Source organism: Thalassospira lucentensis MCCC 1A00383 = DSM 14000, from assembly GCF_000421265.1.
Classification (GTDB): domain Bacteria; phylum Pseudomonadota; class Alphaproteobacteria; order Rhodospirillales; family Thalassospiraceae; genus Thalassospira; species Thalassospira lucentensis.
Map to the genome: position 1 here is coordinate 70436 of NZ_ATWN01000010.1, position 14291 is coordinate 84726.

At 54.3% G+C, this 14291-nt stretch carries 18 protein-coding genes; 12 read left to right on the forward strand and 6 right to left on the reverse strand.

Features of this window, described 5'->3' with window-relative positions; all coding sequences use genetic code 11:
• Positions 1-4 precede the first annotated feature (4 nt).
• Complete coding sequence (locus K355_RS0118615) at positions 5-496, reverse strand: MarR family winged helix-turn-helix transcriptional regulator (protein ID WP_022733670.1); 492 nt, start codon at positions 494-496, stop codon at positions 5-7.
• A gap of 120 nt (positions 497-616) precedes the next feature.
• Between K355_RS0118615 and K355_RS0118620 the strand changes: the two genes are divergently transcribed.
• The 6 genes from K355_RS0118620 (at position 617) to K355_RS24440 (ending at position 4281) form a co-directional block, all read left to right on the forward strand.
• Positions 617-1093 carry a VOC family protein gene (locus tag K355_RS0118620; RefSeq protein WP_022733671.1) on the forward strand — a complete coding sequence of 159 codons (477 nt, stop codon included), beginning with the start codon at positions 617-619 and terminating at the stop codon, positions 1091-1093.
• Positions 1094-1140: 47 nt separating this feature from the next.
• Entirely contained in the window at positions 1141-1578 is a 438-nt protein-coding gene (locus K355_RS0118625) for a YybH family protein (RefSeq protein ID WP_022733672.1), read from the forward strand.
• A 38-nt stretch (positions 1579-1616) separates the two neighbouring features.
• Positions 1617-2024 carry a VOC family protein gene (locus K355_RS0118630; protein ID WP_028791748.1) on the forward strand — a complete coding sequence of 136 codons (408 nt, stop codon included), beginning with the start codon at positions 1617-1619 and terminating at the stop codon, positions 2022-2024.
• Between the two features lie 102 nt (positions 2025-2126).
• Positions 2127-2366, forward strand: a complete 240-nt coding sequence (locus K355_RS26320; RefSeq protein WP_081649560.1) for a magnesium chelatase domain-containing protein — start codon at positions 2127-2129, stop codon at positions 2364-2366.
• A 5-nt stretch (positions 2367-2371) separates the two neighbouring features.
• Positions 2372-3202 (forward strand): UDP-2,3-diacylglucosamine diphosphatase, encoded by an 831-nt coding sequence (locus K355_RS24435; RefSeq protein WP_022733674.1) that lies wholly within the window; start codon positions 2372-2374, stop codon positions 3200-3202.
• Positions 3199-4281 carry a glycosyltransferase family 4 protein gene (locus tag K355_RS24440; RefSeq protein ID WP_022733675.1) on the forward strand — a complete coding sequence of 361 codons (1083 nt, stop codon included), beginning with the start codon at positions 3199-3201 and terminating at the stop codon, positions 4279-4281. The genes K355_RS24435 and K355_RS24440 overlap by 4 nt, the downstream gene beginning before the upstream one ends.
• Before the next feature lie 3 nt (positions 4282-4284).
• On the opposite strand, the gene K355_RS0118650 is transcribed toward K355_RS24440, so the two are convergent.
• Positions 4285-5799 (reverse strand): B12-binding domain-containing radical SAM protein, encoded by a 1515-nt coding sequence (locus K355_RS0118650; RefSeq protein WP_081649561.1) that lies wholly within the window; start codon positions 5797-5799, stop codon positions 4285-4287.
• Positions 5800-5916: 117 nt separating this feature from the next.
• On the opposite strand from K355_RS0118650, the gene K355_RS0118655 reads away from it, so the two are divergent.
• The 3 genes from K355_RS0118655 to K355_RS0118665 all read left to right on the forward strand — a co-directional run bounded on the left by K355_RS0118655 (position 5917) and on the right by K355_RS0118665 (position 9441).
• Complete coding sequence (locus K355_RS0118655; protein WP_022733677.1) at positions 5917-7032, forward strand: cyclic nucleotide-binding domain-containing protein; 1116 nt, start codon at positions 5917-5919, stop codon at positions 7030-7032.
• A 247-nt stretch (positions 7033-7279) separates the two neighbouring features.
• Positions 7280-8791: a YifB family Mg chelatase-like AAA ATPase gene (locus tag K355_RS0118660; protein ID WP_022733678.1), complete on the forward strand. Its 1512-nt coding sequence runs from the start codon at positions 7280-7282 to the stop codon at positions 8789-8791.
• A 77-nt stretch (positions 8792-8868) separates the two neighbouring features.
• Positions 8869-9441, forward strand: a complete 573-nt coding sequence (locus tag K355_RS0118665; RefSeq protein ID WP_022733679.1) for a putative glycolipid-binding domain-containing protein — start codon at positions 8869-8871, stop codon at positions 9439-9441.
• Between the two features lie 31 nt (positions 9442-9472).
• Here K355_RS0118665 and K355_RS0118670 read toward each other — a convergent pair whose 3' ends face one another.
• Complete coding sequence (locus K355_RS0118670) at positions 9473-9685, reverse strand: hypothetical protein (protein WP_245562977.1); 213 nt, start codon at positions 9683-9685, stop codon at positions 9473-9475.
• Positions 9686-9859: 174 nt separating this feature from the next.
• Here K355_RS0118670 and K355_RS24445 point away from each other — a divergent pair, with 174 nt between their 5' ends.
• Positions 9860-10123: a TetR family transcriptional regulator gene (locus K355_RS24445; protein ID WP_022733681.1), complete on the forward strand. Its 264-nt coding sequence runs from the start codon at positions 9860-9862 to the stop codon at positions 10121-10123.
• Between the two features lie 159 nt (positions 10124-10282).
• Here K355_RS24445 and K355_RS0118680 read toward each other — a convergent pair whose 3' ends face one another.
• Entirely contained in the window at positions 10283-11197 is a 915-nt protein-coding gene (locus K355_RS0118680) for a LysR family transcriptional regulator (protein WP_022733682.1), read from the reverse strand.
• Positions 11198-11305: 108 nt separating this feature from the next.
• Here K355_RS0118680 and K355_RS0118685 point away from each other — a divergent pair, with 108 nt between their 5' ends.
• Positions 11306-12082: an SDR family NAD(P)-dependent oxidoreductase gene (locus tag K355_RS0118685; RefSeq protein ID WP_022733683.1), complete on the forward strand. Its 777-nt coding sequence runs from the start codon at positions 11306-11308 to the stop codon at positions 12080-12082.
• A gap of 13 nt (positions 12083-12095) precedes the next feature.
• Positions 12096-13082 carry an aldo/keto reductase gene (locus tag K355_RS0118690; protein ID WP_022733684.1) on the forward strand — a complete coding sequence of 329 codons (987 nt, stop codon included), beginning with the start codon at positions 12096-12098 and terminating at the stop codon, positions 13080-13082.
• A 125-nt stretch (positions 13083-13207) separates the two neighbouring features.
• Here K355_RS0118690 and K355_RS0118695 read toward each other — a convergent pair whose 3' ends face one another.
• The gene (locus K355_RS0118695) at positions 13208-13807 is read right to left on the reverse strand and encodes a class I SAM-dependent methyltransferase (RefSeq protein WP_022733685.1); all 600 of its coding nucleotides are present in this window, start codon (positions 13805-13807) and stop codon (positions 13208-13210) included.
• A gap of 162 nt (positions 13808-13969) precedes the next feature.
• The gene (locus tag K355_RS0118700) at positions 13970-14275 is read right to left on the reverse strand and encodes a hypothetical protein (protein WP_022733686.1); all 306 of its coding nucleotides are present in this window, start codon (positions 14273-14275) and stop codon (positions 13970-13972) included.
• Between the last annotated feature and the right edge of the window lie 16 nt (positions 14276-14291).

Genomic DNA, 14291 nt, shown 5'->3' on the forward strand with positions numbered 1-14291 from the left:
AAACCTATTTTTCCGATTCCTGCTTTGGTTCCTGAGACAGGCTGATCAGATCCGCCAACAGTTGTTTTGGATCGGAATGGGCCACCAGTCCTTCAAGGTCTCGCTGGGTTTTTTCCCAGACGGGAAAGGCACGTGCCAGAAGGGCCAAGCCATCCTCGGTCAGTATGAGCAAACGGCCCCTTTTATCTTTTGGGTCGGGATTAATTGCCACCAGACCGCGCCGTTCAAGCGGTTTGAGGTTGGCGGTCAATGTGGTGCGATCCATCGCCAGAAGGTCGGCGACATCCTTCATATGCGGTGGATATGGCCGGTTCAACGACATCAACAGCGAATATTGCCCGCTGGTCAGGTCAAACGGACGAAAAGCATCGTCAAACCGTCGCGCAATGGTGCGTGCCGCCCGTCGCACATGCAGGCACAGGCACGAGTCCCGCACCATCAAGGTATCGGCAAACGGTACGGGTCTATCGTTGTGGTTGAAATCTTTTTTTGACATGGATTAATTATGTTGATATCAACGTATTTGTCAAACGGGAATACAATAAAACACTCATCAACCAGCCGGTTTGACCGTTTTGATCAGGTGCCATTTGTTCTGTGGCAAGGAGGATGCCCCATGCAGCAAAAAATTAGTCCGTTTCTATGGTTTAATGGCTGTGCCGAAGATGCCGTCAATTTTTATGCGTCTGTATTTGCCGAGGCAAAGATCGGCAAGACCATGCGCGCAAGCAAAGCGGGTCCTGGTCCGGAAGGCAGTGTTCTGACCATTGGTTTTGAACTTTTTGGTCGGAAATTTACCGCGTTTAATTTCCCAACCGACTTCAAATTCACCGAAGCCGTTTCCTTTGTGGTCGATTGCAAGGATCAGGCAGAGGTCGATTATTACTGGGACTGTTTGTCCGAAGGCGGGGAGCCGCGCGATTGCGGCTGGATCAGGGACCGTTTTGGCGTTTTCTGGCAGATTACCCCAACCCGCCTGATCGAGTTGATGACCGATTCTGACCCGGATGTTGCTGCACGGGCGGCGACAGCAATGATGACCATGCAAAAGATTGATATCGCAGCGTTGGAGCGGGCTGTTCAGGCAGGCTGATTGCCGCTTTGCTGATCCCTCGTGCCACCAATTGAAGGATATGTCCGATGACTGACAAACAATCACAGGACCAAGCCGCCATCGCCGATATCTTTGCCCGCTGGGCAGAGGCCAACCGCACCAAGGACATTAATGCGATCATCGCCCTTTATAGCGAGGATATTTGTTCCTATGACGCGGTCGGGCCGTTGCAATTTAACGGCATCACAGAATACCGCGCCCATTGGGAGAAATGCCTGCCCAAGGACGCAGAAATGGTCGTTGAAATGCAAACACCGGTCATCCGGGTGTCAGGCCATCTGGGCGTTGCCCGGTTTTTGATCCGCTGTGGCATGCGCCAAGAGGACGGAACTGAGCAGGCAAGCTGGATGCGGGCCAGCTACCACCTTGAAAAGCAGGCTAACCAATGGCGCATCGCCCATGAACATTTTTCCGTGCCTTTTGATTTTGACAACGGTGCCGCCCAGTTCGGGTTGGAGCCATAATTTAACGCCGCCAATTGATGTAACAAAGGAATGCCCCAATGAAAGTTATCAGCTACCTCAACTTTGATGGAAATTGCCGCCCGGCGATGGAGTTTTACAAATCGGTTCTGGGCGGCGAACTGATTGCCATGCCGTTTGGTGATACTCCAATGGCCAAGGACATGCCCGGTTTTGCCGATAAAATTGCCCATGCCTGTTTGATGGGAGATGGCTGGCACATCATGGCATCCGATTGCCCGCCGGAGCATTTTACCGCGATGCAGGGCATGAATATTTCCGTGCATTTTCCTGATCCGGCTGAGGGCAAACAGCTTTTTGACAAGCTGGCTGAGGGCGGTACCGTGGTAATGCCGTTCGAGGAAACCTTCTGGTCAAAGGGATTTGGACTGGTGAATGACAAGTTCGGTACACCGTGGATGGTTAATACCGACTACGCACCGGAATAGTCGGCGGTAAGTTCCGGGGGTAAGTTGACCATTAAGCCCCTGTCACCGAACGATATGTTGCCTTGATCCCCATTTCCCGTCAAAATGATATAACTAGGGGTTATGGGGATCAGCCAATATGACAGCGCGGGATCGGAAAACCGCAAAAGGGTAAGATCTGCCTTTTTGGCCATGGGATTGGCCGTACCGACCAAATGTATCTCCATAAATTTTGCCTCGGAAAACCTGCCCACGGAAGGATCGCATTTCGATCTGCTCGTGAGGTCGGGTCTTCGCCTGTCCAGACAACACCGGTGTTGTCTGGCAGTCTGCAATACGCGAGTGGCTTATTGGGAGAACTGAAAAAAATGGCGTTGTCATCGCCACAAAAGGTCAGGTCGATCTTTATCTCTGATATCCATTTGGGGACCCGGCACTGTCAGGCAGAACTGGTTACGAACTTTTTGGCAGCCTTTGAGGCTGAAACCATCTATCTGGTCGGCGATATCATTGATGGTTGGCGTCTGAAGCGGTCCTGGTATTGGCCGGAAACCCATGAGGCGGTCATCCAGAGCCTGCTGACCAGCGCGCGCGATGGGACCAAAGTCTTTTTCATTCCGGGAAATCATGACGAATTCGTGCGCAGATATGCCGACAGACTGGTTGCGAAGGTGGCCGTGCGCGATCAGGTTATCCATACAACGGCAGATGGTCGATGCTATCTTGTGACCCATGGCGATCAATATGATCCGGTTGTGCGAAAGGCCAAGTGGCTGGCCCATATTGGCGACCGGTTTTACGAACTGGCACTTACCAGCAATACGGTCGTCAACTGGGTGCGTCGCAGGTTTGGTCTTGATTACTGGTCGCTGGGTGCCTTTGCCAAACGTCATGTAAAAAGTTTCATCGGCATCATCAGCCAGTTCGAGACGATCGTTGCAGAGGATGTGCACAAGCGTGGTCTGCATGGTGTCATTTGTGGCCATATTCATCATGCTGTCAGTCGTCAGATGGGCGGCATCCACTATGTGAATGCTGGCGACTGGGTCGAAAGCTGCACCGGCATCGTCGAGGCGACCGACGGTCGCCTTGAGGTGATCCAATGGACCGAGAGCGGCCTAGATACGCAATCGCAGGTCATTTTTAAGGAGACGCCTGTGGAAACACCTGGCTCAAAGCCGGTCGGTCCGATCCAATGAGTGGAAAGTCGACACCGGCTTTTGCCGGAGACGACAAGGCCATTCTGATCGTAACGGATGCCTATCGTCCGCAGGTCAATGGTGTTGTCCGATCCATAGAGTATATGGAAGAAGAATTACGCCGGATGGGGTTTCGGGTTGAAATCCTGTCCCCCGATGCATTTCGAACCATGCCATGCCCCGGATATTCCGAAATTCGTCTTGCCTTGACCCGTTCGGGTACGGTTCGCAAACATATGATTGCCGCCGGGTGCACCCATTTACATATCGCGACCGAGGGTCCCTTGGGTCTTATGGCGGGCAGTGTCGCACGTCGTTTGAACTGGCCATTTACGACAGCTTATCATTCCCGCTTTCCGGAATACGCAGCTGCGCGTGTCCCTGTGCCCGCCGCGTTCTTTTATGGTTGGTTTCGCCGGTTCCACAACAAGGGGGACGGTTGCATGGTGGCGACCGAAACTCTAAGAAAGGATCTTGCCAACCACGGGTTCAAACGTCTGATGCGCTGGTCGCGCGGCGTTGACACCAGCCTGTTCCAGCCGATCCGTGAAAACGACGTGGCGGCGGATTTGCCGCGACCGGTTTTTCTTTATGTCGGGCGTGTTTCGGTCGAAAAAAGCATACCCGAGTTCCTTGAACTTGATTTGCCCGGTTCGAAGATGGTGGTCGGAGATGGTCCGGAACTCGAACGGCTGCGTCGTAAATACCCAGATGTTCATTTCACGGGTGCCAAGACGGGAACGGATCTGGCGCGCCATTACGCAAGTGCCGATGTCTTTGTTTTCCCGTCAAGGACCGATACCTTCGGTTTGGTGCTGCTTGAAGCGTTGGCCTGCGGCCTGCCTGTTGCCGCATATCCGGTGATGGGCCCACGCGACGTGTTGGGAGACTTTGCATCGGGACCCGACAGAGTTGGCGTGTTGTCCGAGGATTTGCGCCAAGCGGCACTTGATGCGCGCAGTATTTCGTCTGATCGGTGCCGTGCATACGCATTGCGTTATAGTTGGACGACATCTGCGCAGCAATTCACGGACAATATGCTATCTGTTTGGTCGTCAGCGACCATAGATCAGCCGTAACTGTTAAGGGCGGGCTTTTAAGTATGTATCGCTAAGACTGCCATCCGGATTGGTAATCCGCAATGGCTCGAAGCACTTCTCAAAGCGCGACGGCAGATTGATGCGTGGACGATAGGCGTTGCGTAGCGGATCGCTCATGGCGCTGAATGTGCGTGTGGGTTCGCGCAAGGTTTCCATCATCCGCCGGGGGCTACCGACATCAATGCGACCGCCAAATCGATGTAAGGGGCGAACAAGCGCCAATGCACTTTGGTCCAGACTGACGTGGCGACGCCAATGCCAGGCGTGGCGGAACGCGTGCCGTGTCAGCGCCATTTTGCGCCCCTTAAATTGAAGGAGGTCAGCAAGGAACGTGCGTACGACCTCAAGCGGTTCCTTTGGCCATTCAACCAGCTTCATTCCATCCATATCGCTCAGGGCCAGATTTGGCATCAAACGACCGTTAAGCGCGGATGCTTCGAAATGCGGGGTGCCTAAAATCGGGATCGGTACGGACAGCAGGCTGGGCAACGGAATACGATGATTTGCCAGAATGCCGTCGACTTGGCCCGCGACCTCGGCAACCGTTTGTTCGGTGAAATCCGTAATCATGCCGTAGTCAAAGTTAATGCCATACTCGGCACAGAGTGCCGTCAGGGCCAGTGGATCTGATGTGATGCTTTGTTTCTTGTTGAAATTTTTCAGGACTGCGGGGTCCAGCGATTCCACGCCGGAAAATATTGCTTTGCAGCCATTTTTTGCCAAAAGATCAAGATTTTCCCTGCGTTTGAAAAAGTCGCCTGTCACCAGCGCACCCCAGCCGCGAAACTGGCCATTGCGCCATCGTTCCCCAATCATCTCAACGCGATAACGGAAATTATCCCGGTTGTTGCCATAGAAATTATTGTCCAGAACCATGACACCCAGAACGCGGCCCATTGCGTCGAGCTGACGGGAAATTGAGGCATCGCTATGGGATTTATAGGCGCGCCCCTCTGCGGTGAGTGAACAGAAAGAGCACGCAAAATTGCAATTCTTTGTGGTTTCCAGATAGCTAAGCCCCATGGTCGGACGGGCAAGGTCGAAGCGCGGCGCGCCGTGGCCGTCGGCATGATCAGGGCCGAACAGATCTGTGATGATCTCGGTGATATCTTCGACGTCACCTTGAGTGGCGTAATCGAAGACTTCAGCACACAGTTTGGGCAAGGCGCGCGCAATCGGCCCCCCGATTATTGTGATGCCCGACGGGTTTGCGGATTTGTAATAGGCTGAAAGCTGATGGGTTCGGTCAAACGCCGCGGTTAAGCCGGTGAAGACAACGACATCTGGCCATTCCAGAATGCGTGTATCAAGCAAGGGTCCATGAAAAACCTCGTCCCAGACCCGGACCTCAACCTGTTTCTGATCGAAATAGCCAGCCAGATAATAGGGTGCCATTGCTCTGGGCACGAACCAGCGGGTGGGCGTTGCTGAGCGCCAGGGATCAAAATAGGCGTTTATGATCAGAACGGCTTTTTTCCGGGCTTGCATCTTGCTCATTTTCACAGTGTGTATTGAGTAACTGATAGCAATATTGATACTGGAGACATTTGGATCGTCGCGCAGTATATTACCGACCTGTATTGATATCCCAAATCGCTTTTATTGTAGAGAGTTATGACCGACGATATCCAATCAAGTGCGCATGCATTACGCACACACCCTGCCCTTAAAAAGGTATCGGCAGAGGTTATGGCGTCGATCATCTCGGTCGCAGAGCAGACAAATGTAAGTGCTGGCGACTTTATTATGCGAGAGGGTGAACCAAGCAACGACTTGTATTTTCTGCTTTCTGGCGATGCGGTTGCATTGCGCAAAGCCGACGATGGCAAAGACATCTTGCTCAATGCGGTACCAGCAGGTGAGTGTGTCGGGGAGCTGGCATTTCTGGACGGCGGAATGCGGACATCCTCGGTTCGTGCAGAGAGTGCGTGTCGCTTGATCAAGATATCAACCACAGAACTGGAAGCGCGCGATGATGCTGCTGCGGTCATTGGTGCGCTAAAGGCAGCACTTGCCAGCGTTGCCGTCAATCGCGCGCGCCAAATGAGCGATAACATGCTCGCATCACTCCGGCGGGAGCTGGAAATCAAAACGCTTCAAAATCAGTTTGGCTCCTTTCTGGTTTTCACGATTGCGATCTTCCTGATTTCTACAGCACTGTTTTATCTGGTCGCAGAAAAATACGTCAGGGATGTCTATGATCCCGGCTTTTCCTGGCAAGCGATCCTTTTCCTGGCGGTGCCGTGCCTTCTTGTAATCAAAGTCATGAAGATCCCGCTTGCCGATCTTGGCATTCGTCGTGAAGGGTTTAAACGTGCCGCACTACAGTCCATCGCAGCCTGTGTGGTGATAACAATTCCGGTTGCGATCTATTTGCTCAACTTTAAAGGCCCGTCATCCGATACCGCGGCACGACCGGGTGCGACTGTCGATTTAATCTTTATGCTGCAATATTTTGCGCACACTCTGTTTCAGGAGCTTGGTTCGCGCGGGCTTTTGCAGGGGCTGTTCCAGAAATTTTTGGGCGATACCAAAGGGCATCGTGCGATCCTTTTGACCAGTACAGTCTTTGCATCGCTGCATCTGGCGTTTGGCATTGATGCCGTGATGATCACGTTTGTTGCCAGCATTGTCTTTGGCTATGTCTATCAGGCCCAGAAGAACCTGATTGGTGTGACAATTCTGCATTACTGGCTGGGTGTTCTGGCCGCATTTGTCGTGGCGTTTTAGTTGGAAATGAAAACGCTGGGACCTCTTTATCCACTTTAAAAACTCGTTCCAAATCAGCAAAAAAGATTGGGTACGGTCTACGTCATCATAATTTATTTCGAAATCAAAATATTTGGAAATTTCGTCATGATACGATGTGATTCTCTCGACCCAAGCGCACTTCTAATTTCCTGAACTTAAACGATGCGTTGCCATTTGCTGCGTGAGTCTGCAAAGTAATGCAACTTTGGGTTCTGGGGGCGGACGGATGACAGCGCGGGTTACGACGGTTGCCTTTGCCGGGATTGAAACGATTGCTGTTGATGTTCAAGTGCAAATGGCAAGTGGCCTGCCGGCGTTCTCGGTTGTTGGGTTGCCTGATAAAGCCGTGTCCGAGGCCCGCGAACGGGTGCGATCCGCCTTATCAAGCATGGGGCTGGCCTTACCACCCAAGCGCATCACGATTAACCTTGCCCCGGCCGATTTGCTCAAAGAAGGGTCGCATTTCGATCTTCCGATTGCATTGGGGCTTCTGGCCGAGATGGATGTTATTGGCCATGAGGATATTGCCCGGTTTTTAGCCCTCGGTGAGCTTGGCCTTGATGGCAGTATCACCAGTGTTGGTGGGGTTTTACCCGCCGCCATGGAAGCCAGCATGCAGGAATTTGGCGTGATCTGCCCGTGTGACAACGGGGCCGAGGCGCTTTGGGCGGGTGATCTTGAGATCCTGGCGCCGAAGAACCTTGTCAGCCTGATCAATCATTTCAAAGGCACACAAATTCTGGCCCGGCCGCGTGCCGTTGCCAATGTCACCCCGGCTGGTCCGGGTTCGGACCTGCGCGATATCAAGGGGCAGGAAAGTGCCAAAAGGGCGTTGGAAATAGCCGCGGCTGGCGGGCATAATTTATTGATGAGCGGCCCGCCCGGATCGGGGAAATCGATGCTGGCCGCGCGTCTTCCGGGTATTTTACCCGATCTGGATGCAAGGCAGGCGCTTGAAACCACGGTCATTCATTCGGTATCGGGATTGCTGCCCGAAGGCGGGTTGATCCGCACGCGACCGTTCAGGCAACCACACCATTCTGCATCGATGCCTGCACTGGTTGGGGGGGGCCATCGGGTCAAGCCCGGCGAAATGTCACTAGCCCATAACGGGGTTCTGTTTTTAGACGAACTGCCGGAATTTCAGCGAAATGTTCTTGATGCGTTGCGTCAGCCACTTGAAACCGGGCAGGTGTCGGTGGCGCGCGCCAATGCCCATGTGACCTATCCGGCCCGGGTGCAATTGGTGGCGGCGATGAACCCGTGCCGTTGTGGGTATCTGGGCGATAATGACCTTGCATGCAGCCGGGCACCACGCTGTGGCGAGGATTATCAGGCGCGGCTTTCAGGCCCGCTTCTGGACCGGTTTGATATTCAAATTGATGTGCCCGCCGTGAAGCCTGAAGAGCTTGATTTACCCGCAAATGGCGAAACCAGTGCGACCGTGCGCGAGCGGGTGTTTCTGGCACGTGAACTTCAAATGTTACGATATAAAAACGAACATATCTCGACCAATGCATTGGCCGATGGCGAGGTTCTGCAAACAGCCGCCGCCCCCGATGATGCCGGGCGGGAACTGTTACAGGATGCAACACGGCGCATGAAGCTTTCGGCGCGTGGATATCACCGGATTTTGCGGGTGGCGCGCACGATTGCCGATCTGGCGGGCAGTGGTGTTGTTAAACGCCCGCATATTGCCGAGGCACTCAGTTATCGACAGATGGTGTATCGGCGGTAAGGAATTTCCCGCCAATGCCATCAAAGCGCGGTGGTCGGAGGTGGCGGGCTTGAAAGACAATCGGGACGGAGGACTGAATGCGGACATCGGTGTGTTGGACCAACTGGCAGGGACAGGGGCTTGAACGCTGCACACTTGTTCAGGATGACGAGCATTTGATCCTTGAAGGAGTGGTTTCGGGCACGCGCGGGGGCAAATATGGTGCCTATTATTCGGTGCGGGCGGACGCGCAGTTTCGGACACGCGAAGTGCTGGTCAAATATATTGGGGGTCAAACGCTGCATGTTCTCGCCGATGGGGACGGACACTGGCATGACATCCTTGGTGACCGGTCGGTGCCGTCGCTTGATGGGTGTTTTGATATTGATATTGGTGTGACCCCGGCCACCAATACCTTGGCGATCAAGCGGCTTGGGCTGGCGCCAAAGGCACGCCAAGACATTGTCGCAGCCTATGTCCCGCTGCCAAGCCAGATCGAGGGGGCGTTCCTGCCTGTCCCGGCACAGCAGCGCTATACCTGTTTGATTGCGGATCGGCGGTATCGCTACGAAGGATTATTCCGGTCATTCAAGGCTGAGCTGGAACTGGATCGGTTTGGCTTGGTGATGGATTATCCTGATACCTTCCGGCGGATGGCAGAAAACGGATAAGGCTGCACGACCGTTATCTTTTTTGCGTATATCAGGTCGATTGACGGTTGAGGGCATCGCCGATGCGCTGAAGCCGTTCAATCTTGTAAACCGATGATGGCGGCATGTTGCGCACGGTGGTTCCGATGCGGGTTGCGCGCAAACCAAGACGGCCGAGAATGGCCGAGGGGACGGGACAGCGCGGGCCATAAGTGAACTGGTAAAACGCACCATCATCCCGCAAATAGCCAAATGTACCGGTCATGATTCCCATGATCTGGCGCGGTTTCATCGACAAAAGCGGCAGGCCGCTAATGTCGATGCCCGCCTGCTGGCCAGTCGTACGGCAAATTCGGGTGTCGAAAGGCTGGCAGCCTTTGTCGAGGCATGGGGAAACTATATCCCCGAGATCCACGGGGTCGCCCGCGCCCTGATCGAAATGCAGGACAGCGATGATGCCGCCAAACTGGCTTGGGCAGACCGCATGAGTGGCCTGCGCCAAGGGTTTGAAGCTGCGATCAGAGCGTTGGAAGAAGATGGAAAACTATCTGCGGACTACAGCGCGAAGGAGGCCACCGATCTTTTGTCGTCGCTCCTATCCGTGCAGACATGGGAGCAGCTAACGCGGACCTGTGGCTGGTCGCAGCGCCAGTTCGTTGATCACGCAAAGGCGATGGCTCTTAAACTGTTTGTTGCCGCCTAAGGCAGGCAAGCCAGAAGGCAACGCGCGGTTCTTTCCACAAATGGCTGGAAATGTTGAATTTGCAACATGGGCGACCATCAGGGCTGTCGCACCCAGATCCTCGGCAGCAGTGGTGGTGAAGAAATACCCTCATTGCCGACACTCGGATCTAATCAGTGATCATATGCGCGACAGGCCGTTCTGTTTGCGAATGATGTTGATCAGGCCGCGCAAGCCCGGATGATTGTTGTGGCGGCTGCTGTAATACATATGGAAGGGATCATCAGATGATGCGTAGTCTTCCAGCACGATTTCAAGCTGTCCGTTGGCAAGCTCTTCGGCAATCCGCGATTCCAGCAGATATGCCAGTCCAAGCCCGGCCTTGGTGGCCGAGATCGTGGTTGCCGTGTCCTGAATGGTGATGTGGCCGGGCACGCGGTAGCTTTTCTGATCCGGGCCGGTGCCAAGTTCCCAAGGAAAAGGCGAATTGTCACCCAGAAGAAGTTGCAGGCATGTGTGATTGCGTAAGTCTTTGGGGGTATCGGGTTTTCCACGCTTCACAAGATAATCCGGTGAACCAGCCACGACCCAGCGCTGGGGGCCACTCAGTGCGACGGCAACCATGTCTTCGGGGACCAGATGCCCGTACCGGATGCCGGCATCATATCCTTCTGCGACGATATCAATCGGTCGGTTTTCAACAACAATGCTGAGGCTGACATCAGGAAAGGTCTTGGCAAATTCTGGCAGTGCGGGGGCGATGAGAAGGTGAGCTGCATCGGAAAAGGCGTTGATGCGGACCTCGCCAAAGCTGGCGGCACCGGGGGCATCAAGCGTCTGGAGGGCTTCATCGAGTTTATCAAAGCCCTCGGCAAGCTTGGTTGCAAGGTCCTGGCCCAGTTCGGTTGCCACGATCGCCCGGGTGGTTCGATTGATCAGCTTTACGCCAAGGCGGCTTTCCAGACGGCGGATCGCATGACTGGCGGCCGAGGGCGAAAGCCCAAATTCAATGGCCGCCGCCTTGAAACTCTGGCGGCGGACAATCGCCAGGAACAGGCGTAGATCGGCAAACTCTGCGCGGTCGATTCCAGCCAAGTTGAATTCTATTCACTTTGAGGATGATTTCAGTTCATGAAAAACCACACCACACCAGTCCGTGCAACAAGTAATCTTAGGGTCAGACAATTCAGGCGGAGGAATGCGATGAGTGATATTCAGGCAATCAGGATTCCAGACCTGATGTCGCGCCGTATTTTGGTCACCGGTGGATCCACCGGGATCGGGGCCGAGATTGTCAGGGGATTTGCCGCACAGGGTGCCAAAGTCGCACTTCATTACAATGAAAGCCGTGATGCAGCACTTGCCCTTCAGGCAGAGTTTCCCGAGCATGTCTTCGTGGTTCAGGGCGATATGAGTGTATCGGGCACCCCTGCAAATGTTGTCAGGGAAGCCGCCCGGATGCTTGGCGGGCTGGATGGCCTGATCAACAATGCCGGTGGCATGCTGGGACGTGTGCCGACAACCGAGGTCGAGGCTGATCACCTTGACCGTGTCTTTGCCCTGAATGGCAAATCGGTCTGGGAAGCCACCGTGGCGGCGTATCCGTACCTCAAAGCGTCAGAGAACGGCTTTGTGGTCAACACGACATCAATTGCTGCGCGCAATGGCGGTGGCGGGGGTGCAGTGCTGTATGCCGCGGCAAAATCCTTTGTCAGCAGCCTGACACGCGGACAGGCAAAGGAATTTGTGGAAGATGGCATTCGTGTGAACGCAGTTTCGCCGGGTCTTATCCAGACGCCGTTTCACGACCGCTATACACCGCCCGATGTTCTTGCCGCGCAAAGCGCAACAGTGCCGATGGGCCGCGTGGGTCGCCCCGATGAATGTGTCGGAGCGTTCCTGTTTCTCGCTTCAAACGTCATGGCGGGCTACATCACCGGCCAGATCATCGAGGTCAATGGCGGCCAGTTAATGCCTTAGGAAGGAACGATATATGAACTACAGAAAATTTGGTAAGACAGGGCGCACGGTTTCGGACGTCGGTTTCGGTGCCTGGGCCATTGGTGGCGCGTGGGGCGATGTTTCAGAAGCTGACGCGCGTGCGGCCCTGCATGCAGCCCTTGATAACGGCACGACATTCATTGATACGGCCGATGTTTACGGTGATGGTCGGTCGGAAAAAATCATCGCCGATGTCATGAAGGAACGCGGTGGCGAACGTCCGTTCATCGCAACCAAGGCCGGACGTCGTTTGGATCCGCATGTGTCTGAGGGCTACAACAAACAGAACCTGACAGCATTTGTCGAACGCAGTCTGCAGAACCTTGCGACCGATTGTCTTGATCTTGTGCAGCTTCACTGCCCGCCAACAGAGGTTTTCTATCGCCCGGATGTGTTCGAGGTGATGGAAGACATGGTCACCGCCGGGAAAATCCGCAATTACGGTGTTTCGGTCGAGAAAGTAGAAGAAGGCCTCAAGGCCATCGAATATCCCGGTGTGGCGTCGGTTCAGATCATTTACAACATCTTCCGCCAACGCCCGTCCGGCCTTTTCTTCCGCGAGGCAAAGGCAAAAAATGTCGGGGTTATCGTGCGTGTACCGCTGGCATCGGGCCTTTTGACGGGCAAGATGACCAAAGATACCGCCTTTGCCGCAGACGACCACCGTGCGTTTAACCGCAACGGCGAGGCGTTTGACAAGGGCGAAACATTCGCCGGTGTGCCGTTTGATGTTGCGCTTGAAGCTGTTGAAGAAATTCGTCGGCTGGTTCCGGAAAATATCACCATGGCGCAGTTCGCCCTGCGCTGGATTTTGATGGAAGAGTCGGTTGGTGTTGTGATCCCGGGGGCCAAGAATGCAGCCCAGGCAGCGGCGAATGCTGCTGCAAGTGATGTTGCGCCACTGCCGCCAGAGGTAATTGGCGAACTGCGCAACATCTATGAGCATCGCATCGCCCCGCACGTTCATCATTTGTGGTGATCAAACGTTTCCATCGGCTTTAAAAAGCGATGATGCAGATAAAGGGGTGCCATGCTGTTGGCATCCCTTTTTGCATTTTCGGGGCGCAATTATCGACAGATGGTCTTTCGGTGATGAACCCCGGATCAGGCGGTTTTGAGGACGTTGTTGAGGATTTCCGGGCGGCTTTTGCGTTCGATCTTGTAAACCGATGATGGCGGCATGTTGCGCACGGTGGTTCCGATGCGGGTTGCGCGCAAACCAAGACGGCCGAGAATGGCCGAGGGGACGGGACAGCGCGGGCCATAAGTGAACTGGTAAAACGCACCATCATCCCGCAAATAGCCAAATGTACCGGTCATGATTCCCATGATCTGGCGCGGTTTCATCGACAAAAGCGGCAGGCCGCTAATGACGGTGGCAAGCGTGCTAGGGGCATAAAGACCGGCCTTTGCCAGCCGGGTGGCATCCATTTGTAAGATGCGCGCATCGGGATGACGGTCCGACAACAGACGGGAAAAATACGGTCCCGCTTCGATCAGGGTCAGATCATTTTCGGGTAGTCCGCGTTTAAGCAGCGCACGGGTAAAGACCCCGGTGCCCGGCCCCAGTTCAAGAACCGGGCCTTGACCGGGGATGACTTCGGATGTGATCAACTGCGCCAGTGCGGGGCTGGATGGCGAAATGGCCGAAACCCGTCTGGGATCGGTTACCCAGGCCCGAAAAAACGGCAAAAGATCCGACATGTGCGTGTCTGCCTCGATACGGTGTGTTTATGGTTAGTCTAGGTCCTGAGCCTTAGCTATTGACCTTTTATGTCGCGACAGGTGTTTATTTGTGTTCATTTTGCGAAATTGCACGCTGTCGCGGTGACACAAGATCGTGAGCCTTGTGACCATTTCTTAAGGTTACGAGGCATTTTCCTGTCGATTTTTACGCAGAACATCAATCAAACGGGCTTCTTGCGGATCAGCATGGAAGCTGTTGGGGATGATCATCACGCCTTTGGTGCCGTCATTGGCCTCGATCATGTAAAGGGTGGCGTCATCGCCGGGATCGGTGCCGTTATCGGTGCTGTTGGAATGCACCAGACGCAATTCATGAGGTTGGTAAAGGTGGCCGGTGCCGTCGCTGCGTGCACCATCGTCTTCACACATGAAATGATGTTCGAAACCGTGTTCTTTGGCATTTGCCTGAAGATCAGCCAAGGTCATTTGGTCCTCCTGAAAC

Bases quoted from the DNA above. Each gene is read 5' to 3' on its own strand.
- K355_RS0118650 (WP_081649561.1), bottom strand. From the start codon at position 5,799: ATGAGCAAGATGCAAGCCCGGAAAAAAGCCGTTCTGATCATAAACGCC.
- K355_RS0118700 (WP_022733686.1), bottom strand. From the start codon at position 14,275: ATGACCTTGGCTGATCTTCAGGCAAATGCCAAAGAACACGGTTTCGAA.
- K355_RS0118655 (WP_022733677.1), top strand. From the start codon at position 5,917: ATGACCGACGATATCCAATCAAGTGCGCATGCATTACGCACACACCCT.
- K355_RS0118690 (WP_022733684.1), top strand. From the start codon at position 12,096: ATGAACTACAGAAAATTTGGTAAGACAGGGCGCACGGTTTCGGACGTC.
- K355_RS0118685 (WP_022733683.1), top strand. From the start codon at position 11,306: ATGAGTGATATTCAGGCAATCAGGATTCCAGACCTGATGTCGCGCCGT.
- K355_RS0118620 (WP_022733671.1), top strand. From the start codon at position 617: ATGCAGCAAAAAATTAGTCCGTTTCTATGGTTTAATGGCTGTGCCGAA.
- K355_RS0118615 (WP_022733670.1), bottom strand. From the start codon at position 496: ATGTCAAAAAAAGATTTCAACCACAACGATAGACCCGTACCGTTTGCC.
- K355_RS0118665 (WP_022733679.1), top strand. From the start codon at position 8,869: ATGCGGACATCGGTGTGTTGGACCAACTGGCAGGGACAGGGGCTTGAA.
- K355_RS0118670 (WP_245562977.1), bottom strand. From the start codon at position 9,685: ATGACCGGTACATTTGGCTATTTGCGGGATGATGGTGCGTTTTACCAG.
- K355_RS0118630 (WP_028791748.1), top strand. From the start codon at position 1,617: ATGAAAGTTATCAGCTACCTCAACTTTGATGGAAATTGCCGCCCGGCG.
- K355_RS26320 (WP_081649560.1), top strand. From the start codon at position 2,127: ATGGGGATCAGCCAATATGACAGCGCGGGATCGGAAAACCGCAAAAGG.
- K355_RS0118625 (WP_022733672.1), top strand. From the start codon at position 1,141: ATGACTGACAAACAATCACAGGACCAAGCCGCCATCGCCGATATCTTT.
- K355_RS24440 (WP_022733675.1), top strand. From the start codon at position 3,199: ATGAGTGGAAAGTCGACACCGGCTTTTGCCGGAGACGACAAGGCCATT.
- K355_RS0118660 (WP_022733678.1), top strand. From the start codon at position 7,280: ATGACAGCGCGGGTTACGACGGTTGCCTTTGCCGGGATTGAAACGATT.
- K355_RS24445 (WP_022733681.1), top strand. From the start codon at position 9,860: ATGCAGGACAGCGATGATGCCGCCAAACTGGCTTGGGCAGACCGCATG.
- K355_RS0118695 (WP_022733685.1), bottom strand. From the start codon at position 13,807: ATGTCGGATCTTTTGCCGTTTTTTCGGGCCTGGGTAACCGATCCCAGA.
- K355_RS24435 (WP_022733674.1), top strand. From the start codon at position 2,372: ATGGCGTTGTCATCGCCACAAAAGGTCAGGTCGATCTTTATCTCTGAT.